The organism is Paenibacillus sp. 01T424 (assembly GCF_056398745.1).
On record NZ_JBFTPZ010000015.1, the window covers coordinates 65,765 to 79,250 of the forward strand.

General features: G+C 46.1%; 15 protein-coding genes. 2 read left to right on the forward strand and 13 right to left on the reverse strand.

Annotated features, from left to right (window positions below; all coding sequences use genetic code 11):
* Positions 1-22 precede the first annotated feature (22 nt).
* The 11 genes from solA to AC1DPK_RS13965 all read right to left on the reverse strand — a co-directional run bounded on the left by solA (position 23) and on the right by AC1DPK_RS13965 (position 10,088).
* Positions 23-1,159 (reverse strand): N-methyl-L-tryptophan oxidase, encoded by a 1,137-nt coding sequence (solA, locus tag AC1DPK_RS13915; RefSeq protein WP_477510711.1) that lies wholly within the window; start codon positions 1,157-1,159, stop codon positions 23-25.
* Positions 1,143-2,333 carry an amidohydrolase gene (locus AC1DPK_RS13920; RefSeq protein ID WP_477510680.1) on the reverse strand — a complete coding sequence of 397 codons (1,191 nt, stop codon included), beginning with the start codon at positions 2,331-2,333 and terminating at the stop codon, positions 1,143-1,145. The genes solA and AC1DPK_RS13920 overlap by 17 nt, the downstream gene beginning before the upstream one ends.
* Positions 2,330-3,340 carry an LLM class flavin-dependent oxidoreductase gene (locus AC1DPK_RS13925; RefSeq protein ID WP_477510681.1) on the reverse strand — a complete coding sequence of 337 codons (1,011 nt, stop codon included), beginning with the start codon at positions 3,338-3,340 and terminating at the stop codon, positions 2,330-2,332. Before AC1DPK_RS13925 ends, AC1DPK_RS13920 begins: the two co-directional genes overlap by 4 nt.
* 21 nt (positions 3,341-3,361) lie before the next feature.
* Positions 3,362-4,114: an amino acid ABC transporter ATP-binding protein gene (locus AC1DPK_RS13930; RefSeq protein WP_477510682.1), complete on the reverse strand. Its 753-nt coding sequence runs from the start codon at positions 4,112-4,114 to the stop codon at positions 3,362-3,364.
* Positions 4,111-4,821 carry an amino acid ABC transporter permease gene (locus tag AC1DPK_RS13935; protein ID WP_076269077.1) on the reverse strand — a complete coding sequence of 237 codons (711 nt, stop codon included), beginning with the start codon at positions 4,819-4,821 and terminating at the stop codon, positions 4,111-4,113. Before AC1DPK_RS13935 ends, AC1DPK_RS13930 begins: the two co-directional genes overlap by 4 nt.
* Complete coding sequence (locus AC1DPK_RS13940) at positions 4,811-5,599, reverse strand: amino acid ABC transporter permease (protein WP_477510683.1); 789 nt, start codon at positions 5,597-5,599, stop codon at positions 4,811-4,813. Before AC1DPK_RS13940 ends, AC1DPK_RS13935 begins: the two co-directional genes overlap by 11 nt.
* Before the next feature lie 27 nt (positions 5,600-5,626).
* Positions 5,627-6,463 carry a transporter substrate-binding domain-containing protein gene (locus AC1DPK_RS13945; RefSeq protein WP_076269079.1) on the reverse strand — a complete coding sequence of 279 codons (837 nt, stop codon included), beginning with the start codon at positions 6,461-6,463 and terminating at the stop codon, positions 5,627-5,629.
* 292 nt (positions 6,464-6,755) lie between these two features.
* A complete protein-coding gene (locus tag AC1DPK_RS13950; protein ID WP_477510712.1) occupies positions 6,756-7,667 on the reverse strand; it encodes a LysR family transcriptional regulator in 912 nt (303 codons plus the stop codon).
* 162 nt (positions 7,668-7,829) lie between these two features.
* On the reverse strand, positions 7,830-8,363 hold the full coding sequence (locus AC1DPK_RS13955; protein WP_477510684.1) for a DoxX family protein: 534 nt from the start codon (positions 8,361-8,363) through the stop codon (positions 7,830-7,832).
* Positions 8,364-8,388: 25 nt separating this feature from the next.
* Complete coding sequence (locus AC1DPK_RS13960) at positions 8,389-9,303, reverse strand: L-lactate dehydrogenase (protein ID WP_430059526.1); 915 nt, start codon at positions 9,301-9,303, stop codon at positions 8,389-8,391.
* Positions 9,304-9,305: 2 nt separating this feature from the next.
* Entirely contained in the window at positions 9,306-10,088 is a 783-nt protein-coding gene (locus AC1DPK_RS13965; RefSeq protein WP_076269082.1) for a formate/nitrite transporter family protein, read from the reverse strand.
* Between the two features lie 238 nt (positions 10,089-10,326).
* Between AC1DPK_RS13965 and AC1DPK_RS13970 the strand changes: the two genes are divergently transcribed.
* Positions 10,327-10,494 (forward strand): hypothetical protein, encoded by a 168-nt coding sequence (locus AC1DPK_RS13970; protein WP_477510685.1) that lies wholly within the window; start codon positions 10,327-10,329, stop codon positions 10,492-10,494.
* 94 nt (positions 10,495-10,588) lie between these two features.
* On the opposite strand, the gene AC1DPK_RS13975 is transcribed toward AC1DPK_RS13970, so the two are convergent.
* Together AC1DPK_RS13975 and AC1DPK_RS13980 are read right to left on the reverse strand one after the other, a co-directional pair.
* Complete coding sequence (locus tag AC1DPK_RS13975) at positions 10,589-10,876, reverse strand: HesB/YadR/YfhF family protein (RefSeq protein WP_076269083.1); 288 nt, start codon at positions 10,874-10,876, stop codon at positions 10,589-10,591.
* Positions 10,877-11,228: 352 nt separating this feature from the next.
* Positions 11,229-12,167, reverse strand: a complete 939-nt coding sequence (locus AC1DPK_RS13980; RefSeq protein WP_477510686.1) for a VanW family protein — start codon at positions 12,165-12,167, stop codon at positions 11,229-11,231.
* A 144-nt stretch (positions 12,168-12,311) separates the two neighbouring features.
* Here AC1DPK_RS13980 and AC1DPK_RS13985 point away from each other — a divergent pair, with 144 nt between their 5' ends.
* Positions 12,312-13,481, forward strand: a complete 1,170-nt coding sequence (locus AC1DPK_RS13985; protein WP_477510687.1) for a hypothetical protein — start codon at positions 12,312-12,314, stop codon at positions 13,479-13,481.
* The last annotated feature ends 5 nt before the right edge of the window (positions 13,482-13,486 follow it).

Genomic DNA, 13,486 nt, shown 5'->3' on the forward strand with positions numbered 1-13,486 from the left:
GTGAATAACAAAAGTAATAGCGTTATGCCCTGCTAAAACGATCAAGCTCGAATAATCTCAGATCATAGCCTGTATTCTTTTTTTGTATTTTGTCAGCCAAAATCTCGCCTACCACGCTCGCAAATTTAAAGCCATGACCGGAAAAACCGCCAGCAAGCAGCACATTATGATGCTCAGGATGAGCATCAATAATGAAATCCTCATCAGGCGTAAACTCGTATTTGCATACTGCACCCCGCAAAAGCTTGCCGGCCGCATCCGGAACAAAAGCGGCAAGCGCGCGGCGAAGATCCTCTTCATCTTCCGGATAAGCACCAAATGGAGCAATCGGCTCACCTGGCTGCCATTCCACGCCTGTATCGTGTCTGCCAATTTTAATTCCTGCGCCGCCAATGCTCGGAAAGCCGTAGTAGCCTCCCATCGCTCCTCCCCAAGTGAAACCGGGAAATACGCCTGCATCAAAAGCGGGTGAACGCGTTTCAAACCACCCAACTACTTTGCGAACTGCACGAATGGGAAGCTTAACATGCTTCGCGAGCATGCCAAACCATGCGCCGGCGGTAATAATGATTTGCTGTGCGGTATAAGCAGCTTCTTTCGTATGAACGGTGACGCTTGAAGCATTCGCCTGAATATCTGTAACGAAGCTGTTTACCAGAAGCTCCGCTCCGGCTGCTATAGCTTGCTGCTTATAAGCAGCTACACATTTTTCACTGTATAAGTAACCCGCATTCGGCTCGTACATCCCTTGGAAGGAGTCAGCTAATTGAACACCTGGAAAACGCCGATTAATTTCTTCCGCACGCAGCAGCTCCACTTGAACGCCATTCGCAATAGCATCGCCTAATCTGCCTTCATAATTGTAAAAGCTCGATTCTGCCATATTGAGCACGCCCGATCGCTCCAGCAGCTTTTCCCCCGTCGCTTTCTCGAGTGCCAGCCACCTCTCATCAGCACGAAGCGCCATCTTCACATAAGTATCGCCGCCATGATAGGCATGCCGGATTAGACGCGGCTCGCCGTGATGGCTTCCCATATTATGCGGCGGATCAAAAGCATCAATGAGCAGTACCCTTGCTCCGCGGGCTGCGAGCTCATAACCTGCGCTCATCCCCATAGAGCCTGCCCCAACGATGATCACGTCATATGATTTCGGAATGTTGTCGTCCTCCCAGCGTATTCTCGCTCGTCAGCTTGCGCAGAGCATCCACAGCAAGGGAAGCAAAAAAAGAAGCTGCAATCGGCAATGCTTTCTCATCTAAATCAAAGGCTGGATGATGCCATTCCTGTGAGCCGGCTGTGCCAAAAAACACAAACACCCCTTCGGTTTCCTTCAAATAAAACGCAAAATCCTCGCCTGCCGGAGAAGGCGTAGGCTTCACCACTGCAAGGCCAAGAGCATTCGCTGTTATCGAAGCTTGATCGGCCCATTTCTGATCATTGACAACTGCCGGCGGCCCTTCCAGCCACTTCACTTTCGCACTCGTTGCAAACGCCGATGCTACACCATTTACGACCTGATCAAAGCGCTCGCGCACTTTCGTGCGGACATGCTCTTCAAACGTACGCAGCGTACCGTCAAATACCGCTTTGTCCGAAATAATATTCCAAGCGGTTCCCGCATGAAGCCTTGTCACACTAACAACCGCACTGTCCAGCGCACTTACGCTGCGGCTTACAATCGATTGCAGCGCCGTAATCATATGCGCCGCGGTTACGATCGGATCAAGACCCGCTTCAGGTACTGCAGCATGACTGCCGCGGCCTTCCACTTCAACGACAAAGCCATCAGCTGCCGCCATGATTGGCCCGCCTGTAATTCCAATCGTTCCAACTGGGAGATCCGGCTTGTTATGCATGCCGAACACCGCGCTCACGCCTTCCAAAGCTCCGCTTGCAATAAGCTTCTGAGCGCCCTTTGCTTTTTCTTCCGCAGGCTGGAACAACAAGCGCACCGTTCCTTGCAGCTCCTGCTCCCGTTCCTTGAGCAAAAGAGCAGTTCCTATAATCGACGCCGTGTGGAAATCATGTCCGCAGGCATGCATTTTACCCGGAATTGTTGAAGCAAATGCAAGACCCGTCTCCTCCTGTATCGGCAGTGCGTCTATATCCGCGCGAACCGCGACAATCGGGCCGCCATGCAATCCACCAATCTCTGCAATGACACCGGTTTGAAGTCCATAATCAACAACTCGAATGCCCGCCTCCGTTAACCAGCCGCGTATGGAAGCCGTCGTCTCAAACTCCTCATGAGAAAGCTCAGGATGCTGATGCAGCTGCCTTCGAATGGCTATCAACTTCTCTTCTATGAATTCAGCTGAGAAATCGCTCATACCAACTCTCCTTCAAAGGCTTCCTTAAGCAGCTCGAAGGATCGTACACGCTTGGCGAAATCAGGAATAATCGTCGTAAAAATAAACTCATCCACGCCATACTGATCCCCAATTTCAAGCAGTCGTTTGCGAACCATCTCCTTGGTGCCGCGGGTAATATCCGCATCCCTTTCCTCTGCTGTAAATGTCTCTCCCGCCTGCCTAGCAAATTCCTTCGCTTGTTCCAGCGTGCCTACGTTTACAGTCTTGCCGCTTGCCAGCGTAACTCTCACATTTTTAAAATGACCTGCCAGCTCATTCGCTTCTTCTTCCGAATCGGACGCTATTACTGACAATGCTAGAATCGCTTTAGGCTCTCCGCCAAACGACCGATTAAATTTATTCCGATACGTATTTATCGCCTTTTGAGCCGTATCCGGATCGTTATTAATAAATAATGCAAAAGCATACGGATAACCCTTCTCCGCAGCCAGCTCCGCGCTTGATAAGCTTGTGCCAAGCAAGAAAATGTCAGCAGGCTGCTTCGGCAGCGGACTTGCAACAAGCCCAGCCAGCGGATGCTCTTCGCCAGTCTTATCATGGAGCAGCTGCTCCAGTTCTGTCAGCTTCTCAGCTAAAGTATCGGCTTCCGCTACGCCCTTCTGCAAAGCTTTCGTAGAACGCGGCAATCCGCCTGGCGCTCGCCCGATGCCAAGCTCAACTCTTCCTGGAGCGAGTGAAGCAAGCACATTAAAATTTTCTGCCACTTTATAAGGGCTGTAATGCTGGAGCATTACGCCGCCTGAACCAATGCGAATGGATGATGTTTGAGCCAGCAAATAAGCAATAAGCACCTCTGGCGAGGACCCCGCCATCCCGGGAGAATCATGATGCTCAGATACCCAGAAGCGCTCGAAACCAAGCGTTTCTGCCAATTGCGCCAGCCTCACGGTATTCGCCAAGGCTTCAGCAGCAGTTTGACCGGGAAAAATTATACTTTGATCCAGAATGCCAATTTTGAGTGACATATTGATTCGCTCCTCTATGTGTTAGATGGAATAGACACCCTCAGGTGTGATCCGTTTCAAAAATTGTTTGGTTCGTTCTTCTTTTGGATTAGTGAAAATATCGTTAGGCCTGCCCTCTTCAACGATCGCTCCGCCATCCATAAAGACAACATGGCTGGCAACATCCTGCGCAAAGCTCATTTCATGGGTCACGATAATCATCGTGATGCCTTCTTTTGCGATTTTGCGAATTACGCTAAGCACCTCGCCAACCAGCTCTGGATCAAGCGCCGAAGTCGGCTCATCGAACAAAATAACTTCTGGATTCAGCGCCAGCGCGCGAGCGATGCCTACACGCTGCTGTTGTCCTCCAGACAGCTCGCTCGGATAGGCATGCAGCTTATTGCCAAGACCAACCTTTTCAAGCAGCTCCTCGCTTTTTTGCCGCGCCTCTTCCTTCGGAAGCTTCTTAACGATGAGGAGACCTTCCATTACATTTTCAATTGCCGTCTTATGCTTAAATAAATTATATTGCTGGAAAACCATTGCGCTTTTTTGCCGAAGCGTATGGATTCCTTTTTTATCGGGACGCTTGCAATTAACGGTGAAATCACCAATCGAAATTTGACCGTCGTTAGGCTTCTCTAAATAATTGATGCAGCGCAGCAGCGTTGTTTTCCCGGAGCCGCTTGGCCCGAGTATCGCAACGACCTCGCCTTTTTTGACTGTAAGATCGATTCCTTTGAGCACTTCATTGCGTCCAAAGCTCTTCCTAATTTGCGTCAGCTTAATCATGAGACACCGCCTCTGTTGTACAGGTTAAAGCGCTTCTCGGCTAACGCGGTCAGTCGCTCGATGAAAAAGGTTAATCCCCAGAAAATAAGAGCTGCGGCAAGGTACGCCTCAAAAAACTTCCAGTTTGTTGAAGCAACGATTTGCGCTTTAGCATTAATGTCAACGACAGACACTGTAAAAGCCAGCGTTGATCCGTGCAGCATGCCAATTACCGAGTTCGATAAGTTAGGCAAGCTGGCAGCAAAGGCTTGGGGCAAAACAATTCTGCGCATCGCTTGCGAGGTCGTCATTCCAATGGAATACGCGGCTTCCATTTGTCCGCGGTTAACCGCAAGCAGTCCCGATCTGACAACCTCAGACATGTATGCGCCAGCCGTAATCGAGAAAGAAATATAAGCGAATCCTATCATGGGAATCGAGACCGAACGGAACGATAAGCCTAACGCCTCAGCTATACCATCTACGATAATCGGCAAACCGAAATAAATAAGCAATAAATGCGTTAGCATAGGAGTTCCGCGGATGACGGTAACATAGGAAACGGCGATAGGATAAAGGACTGGAATCTTATAAAGTCTAATGACAGCTACAGATGTCCCAATGAGGAAGCCGCAAAAAACAGAAACGAACGTAATCGCCAAAGCCGTTGGCACCGCGCTCAAAAGCTGAACAAACGCCGTCCATATGAATGCGAAATCAAGCTTCATTTTCCCTTCCTCCTCTGCCAAAGCCTATTCCGGCTGCAAACCGCCTTGATTTATCTTTTTTGATAAGAGGTTCTTTGTCTTCTGCCGCGATGCGGCGCTCATGCTTCAATAACCTGCGTTCGATCAAATGGAACAGCTTCTCAAGCCCAAAGCTCAAAATAAAGTAGATAATCGCTAGCGAAACATACGTTTCAAGGAAATGCCTGGACATAACAGCCAGTGTCTGTGATTTTCCTGTTAATTCCATAATACCTAACGAAAAGGCGAGTGATGTATCCTTCAAATTTGCAATGACAAGATTAGAGAATACCGGCAATGYAATCGAAACGGCTTGAGGTAGTACAATTCGGGTAAAAGCTTGGAAACCCGTCATTCCTACCGCATAAGCTGCTTCAACCTGCCCCCGATCCACTGCCCCGACAGCCGCGCGAATCATCTCCGCTATATAAGCTCCGCTGTGCAGCGCATAAGTAAGGATGACAAAATATAATGCCGGCACTTTAGCTACATCCAAATGAAAAAGCTTCAAAACCTCAGGCAAGCCGTAATAAAACAGAAATAGCTGAATGAGTATAGGCGTCCCTCTAAAAAAAGATAAATACACCTGCGAAAACCGTCTTAGAACCGGAATCTTATAAAGCTGGGGAAAGGCGACGATAAATCCGACGCCAACCCCAAGTACGATGGAACTCACCACAATAAGAAGAGTGACTTTCAAGGTAGGCAGCAGCTTTATTAGATACTCGAACACATAGCTGATATCAAAAGGTTCTCCCACCTTAGCCATCTCACCTTTCAATTGGGTTTATTTTTCTTGGGAAGTAAAATCATCGCCCAGCCATTCTGAGCTAAGCTTAGCCAGCGTACCGTCTGCTTTCAGTTCTTTGATTACCACATCAACTGCATCAGAAAGCTTTTGCTGCTCCGGATCGTCCTTGCGGAACATGAACAAGATGTCTGCTTCGCTCAGTGCCGGTCCTACTGCTTTAAGCTCTTTCTTCGGATCAACTAACGATAAAGTAAAGTCAGCAGCGAGGAAGGCATCCACTCGGCCTGAGGTTACTTGCGATACGTTGTCGTTTGCACCGCCATTTTGATACACAAGCTCAAGCGCGTTTCCGTTTTCCTTATTGTAATTCTCAAGAATCGTTGCCGCTGCGCTTGTTGCCGTTGTTAGCACTTTTTTACCTTTTAGATCAGCCAACGTTTGAACTGAATTATTGTCCTTGTCTACTATGATCTTGTTTCTCCAGTGCGCATAAGGCTCTTTATTAAAGAGGTACTTCTGTACGCGTTCCGGATTTTGCTCCATCTCATGTGCAATCATGTCAATTTTTTTCGTTTCCAAGCTTAACAGCAGGTTCGTAAATTCAAGCGTTTGAATGTCAAATTCATAATCTGGAAGACGTTTATCAATTTCTCTTACAAGCTCTACATCGAAACCAGTAAGCTTACCATTCTCATCTATAAAGCAAACTTTAGGGAATTGTGTTCCTGTGCCAACAACAATTTTTGTTACGGATTTGGAAGCCTCTCCGCTTCCTGTTTCCGCACTGCCGCCGGTGTTGTTTTTATTGCTTCCGCAGCCAGCAACTGTAAGGGCAAGGACGAGTGCAATCGATAAAACGAATCGTTTTTTCATTTTCTTTTTCCCCCAAATCATCAAATGTTTAAATCCTTATAATTCCTACCTGTTAAGTAAGGATTATGTTGAATTCACTTTACCACCGGACTGCCAGCTTCGTCAATCCTCTAGCTTATAGAGATCTTCTATAAGAAAATTGAATAATCCAATGATGCTTTTATCAACAAAAAACGTCCGCTGCTTCAGTAGGAGCAGCGGACGAATGTGATTAAGTGCACTATTCATATCGGCTTAACTGTAATTATGAATGTACCATACCCATCGCTTTTCGAATAATAGAGTTTTTGTATTACAGATTTATATTTGCTGATAAGCTTAGCTCCGCATCTGCTAATTGCTTGCCTATTTCGGTAATGGCATGTACAAATTCCAGATGCTCTCCATGATGCGAAATGAGGTTCGTCTGTAAAAAAATGCCTTCCGTCTCCGGGACGCGTATCGGATAAAGCTTCCCATCCTGCAGCTCCTGCTGGGCGCATAAGCCTGGAAGAAACGCGATGCCTGCTTTCTGAATGACAAGCTTTTTGGCCATCTCAGAATTATCCGTCTGAATTTGAATGTTCGGCGGCAGCTCCAAATTCTCGAATATACGATGAATGCGAAGCCAATCCAATGAGCCGCATTCAAAAAAAACGAGCGGCTGCTCAGCGATCGCCTCAACCGTCAGCTTTTCCGTTGTTAAGAACGGATGCCCATGATACACATGCAGCCGTATTGGATCTTCATAGAACTTGGTCGACTGCAGGTTAGGATGATTCACCTTGCGAACAAAGCCAATATCTACTTCCTTGCTCAGCACTTTATTCACAATCTCATCCGTGGTGCTTGTGACGATTTTATAGTGAGTGTGTGGGAATTTCTTCTTTAAGCGAGGTAATAAGTCAGGAATAATATAATTGGAGACAGACACGGTACAGCCAATTCGGAACTCGTTCGGCAAAGACTTCTTCTGATTAATATGCTGCTTGCCCTTCTGATAGATGAGCAGCAGCTGTTGGGCATAAGGGAGAAATCGTTTACCGTCTTCCGTTATTTGAATCTGTTTGCCATTTCGATCGAACAGCTTGCAGTCGAGCTCCTGCTCAAGGGACTTAATTCTTGCTGTTACAGAAGGCTGAGACAAATACAACGCGTCAGCTGCTTTATTAAAGCTTCCACAATGGATGACATAGACGAATGCTTCTATATTCTCAATGTTGATTTGACACACCTCCACTCACTTAAATCCAACTAAACCAATACGAATATATATAATTAAAGTAACAAACTAAAGAGTTCATGTCAATCGAGCAAAAAAAACGGGTTGCCCCAAAAGTAGATACCTACTTGAGGAGCAACCCTTATTCCTTACATTCGTTCCGCTCTAACGAGGGATTGTCTTGTTGTCAGCATATCCGCTATCGCCGCGGTTGCCGAATTTTTTAAATAGTTTGCGCAGATAAGGAAGGGCAAAGTAATCAATACCGAATTTACCTGCGTTCGTGCCAGCGATGAATACGATAATTCCGATCAGCAGCATCCAAGGGTTAGTCGATACCGTACCAGCAAACATAAACATGAAGTTCATTAATAATCCGAAGAATGCTGCAGCTGTCGTAAGTGCGCCAACGATAAGTCCAAGCCCTACCAAACATTCACCAACGGGAATGAGAAAGTTAATGATGCCTGCATTCGGAAGAGCAACATGTTCTAGAAATGCAGTAAACGTCGGATAAACTAACTCGTTTGTCGCTTTATCCATTACAGGGTTGCCGATAGCTCCTTTTAAAAATCCGCTGGCATCAAATCCGCCAAGCTTATGCCAACCAGCGCTCAGCCATTGCCATCCCAAGTACACCCGCAGCACAAGCATTAAGCCCGCTGCATATTTGTTTTCGCTTAGCCATTTGGTTACCATGACGATCAGCTCCTCTTATTTTTGTCTAAACCGAGATCGTTTCAATCAGTTCCTTCAGCTTGTTCGCCGAACGGTGCAGCAGCGCTTTTTCTTCCTCTGTAATCGGAATGTCCAGCACCTCTCTTACTCCATTGCGATCAACAACGCACGGAACACCCATGTATACATCCGATATGCCGTGGTAGTTTTCAACTAACGTGGATACATTGAGTACAGCCGACTCATTGGACAATATCGCAGTTACAATGCGATCCAGTGCTAACGCAATAGCGTAATAAGTGGCACCTTTCGCTTCTATGATTTCGTAGGCTGCATCTCTCGTATGCGTAAAGATGTCTGACTTTTCTTCCTCGCTAAGCGAGATGGACGAACCAGCTACGTTTGCCAAGCTCCATAATGGAAGCTCGGAATCCCCATGCTCCCCAATGATATGGGCATGTACGCTGCGCGGGTCAAGCTGCAATCGCTCGCCGATCAGGTAGCGGAAACGAGCACTATCGAGCAATGTGCCTGAACCGATTACACGGTGAGTTGGCCAGCCCGACTTTTTCTGGCAGAAGTAACTCATAATATCTACCGGATTCGTCGCGATTAATAGAATGCCGTCATCATTGTATTTCAATACTTCGGATACGATGCTTTCATAGATGGCAATGTTGCGCTTTAATAGATTCAGCCTTGGCTCCCCAGGCTTCTGAGCTGCTCCAGCTGTAATGATGACGATATCCGCATCCTTGCAGTCCTCATAAGTGCCTGCCCATACTTTAGTCTGACCAAGGAATGGCATCCCGTGATTCATATCAAGCGCATCCCCAACTGCTTTGCCTGCATTCGCATCTATTAACACAAGCTCATCCATCCGGCTGCGAAGCAGCAGCGTATAGGCTGTTGTGGATCCTACTGCTCCTACACCAATAACGACAACTTTTGATTTTTTCATTGTTATTCCACCTCTTCAAATGGTTTGTTTACGAAATAATACATAACGCCCATAAGGACGGAGCCACCGATTAAATTACCTAGTGTTACAGGTACAAGATTATGAATCATGCCTTCGAGTGAAATGGTTCCCGGATGATTCAGCACAAGCGCAATGGCAAAGGTGCAAAGATTAGCGATGCTGTGCTCGTAGCCTGAAATAAAGAAGCAGAATACGAATAGCATCATAGCGAACAATTTCGGCCCATCTCCGCGCAGTGACATCGGAACAAAAAACGCTAAGCAGACCAGCCAGTTACACAATACACCTCGGAAAAACAATTCCCATACCGGAGCGTGAAGCTTCTTCTCTACGACACTGAGTAAAAATCCATTAACGGATGCATCGCTGAACAATCCGGTTGCCCATATGAGAAGGGCGAAAGCAACTGCACCTAGAAAGTTGCCTGCGTAGCTTGCACACCATAGCTTTACAACGTTTAGCCAGCGCATTTTGCCCCTAAGAGCTGCAAAGGTGAAATAGAAGGTGTTTCCTGTAAAAAGATCTCCTCCGCCATATGCGATTAGAATGATTGCTGCACCAAACGTTATCGCCGCCATTGGATAGGTTAGCGGACTATGTGACTCATAGAAAAAACTGCCTGTCTTAAACGCTACGATTACGCCAAATCCGATAAACATACTCGCTAACATGGCTCGCAATATATATCTCAGCTTGCTTGTCAGAAACACCTTTTGCTTCTTCAAAGCAAGCTGTTCAACCCTTCTCAAAGGAGCATGCTCCATATGAAATCCTCCTAATGTGTGGTGTTAATCGTTTATGCTGTGCTCGCTTTCGTTTGCTACACCTTTAGTTTAGGGGATTCTCTTCCATTTGTATGTCGGGGAACTCCCTGAACTATAGCTAAGGGTTTCTAAGCGAAAGCTGATTAGCAAATAGGGAGGTTCCCCGATGTGGCCTCCATGATCATTCTTTTATAATAGAAATAAGTGATCGGCAAATGAGAGGATGGCGGTAAACAAAGTGGACATACAGGCATCTTTAAATGAGGATAACAAGGAGAATACAGAAAACGGAGCACCGCATGATAAAGACAAGGCAGCTGGTCATCGTCATAACGGCAAATGCTGCAATTGCTCAAAAAGCTCATGCCAGGACAAAACTGAAGCAGAATCGCCTCTTGATAAGTAGCAAATAAGCGCCAACACGCAAAAAAGGAGCAGCTCCTTAAGGTTTATGACCTATTGGAGCTGCTCCTTTTTTGTTGTCCTGCTATGCCATGTGGTTATTCCACAACCATTTTAATTTCTTCATACTTCTCGTCAAAAGAAATGCGAAGCGTCTTATTATCCAAATACCACAGATTATCATCTTCTATAAAATAGGTAATACCTTCTACGACATCACGAAGTCCCGCTGTCTTGGGCTCATCCTTCATAATGCCAAGTGAAAGTCCTGGATGAACGCTGCCGCAGCCGCCCAGGCGAACGTAAATACGAATCGCTTCACCATCGGAAAGACCCATTTCTTTTTTGTACCAGCGAGCTGCTGGTTGTTCCACTATTAAATTCATCTCGGTCAGCTCCTTCCGCTACATGCTCTACTCCATCATCACGAAATCGCTTAGCGGTGTCAACCCTTACGTACCAAACCATCATCAAAAAAGCGCCCATCTTCATATAAGAAGGAAAGGGTTATATAATCCCATACTTTTTGAGCGAAAACTCAATTCCGTCCTCGCTCGACTTTTTGGTAACAAAATCAGCAGCTTGGTGCGTAATCGTTCCATCTACATCGAAAAAACAATTTTGTAATCCATAAGCATCTCTTACTTGCTTTACTTTACCTTTGCAATTGAGATCTAGCAATAAATTACATAATAAAAAGACTGCCCATTCGGCAGTCTCTTATCTAATCTTTCATGTTTATTTTTTTGGCTCCGAACCGCCAGCATCCATCTCCAGCTTGATTTCCTCAGGCAATTTTTTTGAGGCGCTGGGCACTTGTCTCGTTTTTGCATTAACGTCTTCCGAAGAGCAAATAACGATGCTGACCTGCCCTCCTTGCGCATAAGCACGAATGAGTACAGGCTGATCATATTTATTTTGAAACACAAAGTCCGGCCCATACCAGCTTACCGTCGCATCGCGTCCTGGCGGAACATATTTGACATGCCGGCTGTGTGAATAGCGCTCAACAATTTTGAGTCCTGCCCGATCCACTGCATTAAAGAGGGTAGATGAAATTTGACAAATACCACCGCCGACGTCTTCCGAAACCTCTCCCCTCACAATGACTGGAGCACGCAAATACCCTTTTTCCCTTGTCCGCATGCCAACAACCTCATTAAAAGAAAACCGTTCATCCGGGAAAACGACATGGTTATTAATTGCTTTCGCAGCTAATTCAACATTATGAGAACGGTTTTTGTTGCGTGAGTTGTAGTATGTAGCATAGAGTCCAATTTTTTTGGTTTTGATGTTCGAGAGCAGCTCACTGTCTACTTTCGGATAAGTCGTTAGCAGAGGAGCCTCAAGCTTTAATAGTTCCCCTTCATAAATAAAGCTGTAAAACAGCTCCTCGAACGCTTTCCGATTAAGCTTACTTCCTGTCTGCTCGGACATGATTCTCCCCGCTCCATCAAGCGCTGCGTTAATAGGAGGCTTCTGCACTCGTTTATCAAGCTCATCCATAAATTTATCAAGCTTCTCTTGATTAACGAGCGGAATGCCAGTCATCGAATCGCTATACTGTGCACGTTTCATTTCCGAAATCGCATGGCCTTCATGCTCGATAACTAAAGAATCAGAATATGCTCCTTGCTGGAACAAAAACAATATGGCCAGAATCCACGGCAATCCCATTGTCGTTAATCACCCCTATACGGTAGTATCCGTGCTAGTATGAATCATTTTAGGCAGAAGCATGCATACGCGGTGACCACATAATTAACGGGAAATTGGCTGAATATAAAGATAACGACAATTGTGATTGGAGGAGGACAACTTATGACCCGGATCTGGAGAAAAGCAGCTGTTGTTATATTCGTTCTTATATCGCTGTTAACCTTACAAGCCAACGATGCCGCTGCACAGACGTTGATGTTGAAGCCCAAAAAATCAAATGAGCAGCAGCAGCAACATATAATGATTATGACTGTCCGCTCTGGCCAACAATCCTCATTTATGAGCGAGTTGCAAATTGAAAGCCAAGAAATAAATGCCGCTTTGCGTCAATCCAAGCATGTTCCTGAAGCTGAGATAGACTATTACTCCGATATAGACATCGCATTAAAGTCTGCTGAAACGGTACATTATCGCTTGGATCGCTCAGGACAGCTCTGGAACGAAGCAAAAGCAGAAAAAATAATTTTGCCTGACAAGCTAGCTAAGAAGCTGGTTCGGTTAGCCGAAGGTTTGCGGACACAGCATTACGGGAAATTGTTGACATGGCAGCAAGCAACGGAGCTTTTGCCTAAAAAAAGCATGTTTTCCGTGACGGAGCTGGAGACGGGATTAACCTTCCATGTACAACGGCGCGCAGGCAGCGATCATGCAGATGTTCAGCCGTTAACGAAAGAAGATTCCCGTGTTATGAAGCAAATTTATAATGACAAATGGAGCTGGAAAAGAAAGGCCATACTCGTCCACTCCGGCGACACCTGGATCGCTGCTTCTATGAATGGCATGCCGCATGGCGGAGACGGCATTCCGGAGAATGGCTTCTCTGGACACTTTTGCATTCATTTTCTAGGCAGCTCCACCCATAAATCAGATACTCCAGACCCTGCGCACCAAATGATGGTACATAAGGCTGCTGGACAAATCAAACCTTATTTCGAATCTGTTCCGCCGAGCGTTCTGGCTAGAAGCTTCGTTGAAGCGATGTATCATCAAGACCATGAGTTGTTGCTTCCGCTCGCCAAAGAAATGCCAAAGGAAAAGCTCGCTTCCATCTTACATGTTATGGAGTCACTCGTTTCCATACGAGAGCAAATCCCGCCAAAATCCAAAGGTCAGATCCACACCGATGAGCTTGGTGATGCTTTAACGACCGAAATAAGATTGCCTGTATCCATCCATCAGCTGAATAAGCCTCGCCGAAGCAGTGTTTATACCTTTATGTTCAAACGAGAAACCGCTAAGTCCCCATGGCATATTCAAGATATTATTGAATAAAAAAA

Excerpts from the sequence above, each read along its gene's own strand:
- AC1DPK_RS13920 (WP_477510680.1), bottom strand. The coding sequence starts at position 2,333 with ATGAGCGATTTCTCAGCTGAATTCATAGAAGAGAAGTTGATAGCCATT.
- AC1DPK_RS13925 (WP_477510681.1), bottom strand. The coding sequence starts at position 3,340 with ATGTCACTCAAAATTGGCATTCTGGATCAAAGTATAATTTTTCCCGGT.
- AC1DPK_RS13930 (WP_477510682.1), bottom strand. The coding sequence starts at position 4,114 with ATGATTAAGCTGACGCAAATTAGGAAGAGCTTTGGACGCAATGAAGTG.
- AC1DPK_RS13935 (WP_076269077.1), bottom strand. The coding sequence starts at position 4,821 with ATGAAGCTTGATTTCGCATTCATATGGACGGCGTTTGTTCAGCTTTTG.
- AC1DPK_RS13945 (WP_076269079.1), bottom strand. The coding sequence starts at position 6,463 with ATGAAAAAACGATTCGTTTTATCGATTGCACTCGTCCTTGCCCTTACA.
- AC1DPK_RS13955 (WP_477510684.1), bottom strand. The coding sequence starts at position 8,363 with ATGGTAACCAAATGGCTAAGCGAAAACAAATATGCAGCGGGCTTAATG.
- AC1DPK_RS13960 (WP_430059526.1), bottom strand. The coding sequence starts at position 9,303 with ATGAAAAAATCAAAAGTTGTCGTTATTGGTGTAGGAGCAGTAGGATCC.
- AC1DPK_RS13965 (WP_076269082.1), bottom strand. The coding sequence starts at position 10,088 with ATGGAGCATGCTCCTTTGAGAAGGGTTGAACAGCTTGCTTTGAAGAAG.
- AC1DPK_RS13975 (WP_076269083.1), bottom strand. The coding sequence starts at position 10,876 with ATGAATTTAATAGTGGAACAACCAGCAGCTCGCTGGTACAAAAAAGAA.
- AC1DPK_RS13980 (WP_477510686.1), bottom strand. The coding sequence starts at position 12,167 with ATGGGATTGCCGTGGATTCTGGCCATATTGTTTTTGTTCCAGCAAGGA.
- AC1DPK_RS13985 (WP_477510687.1), top strand. The coding sequence starts at position 12,312 with ATGACCCGGATCTGGAGAAAAGCAGCTGTTGTTATATTCGTTCTTATA.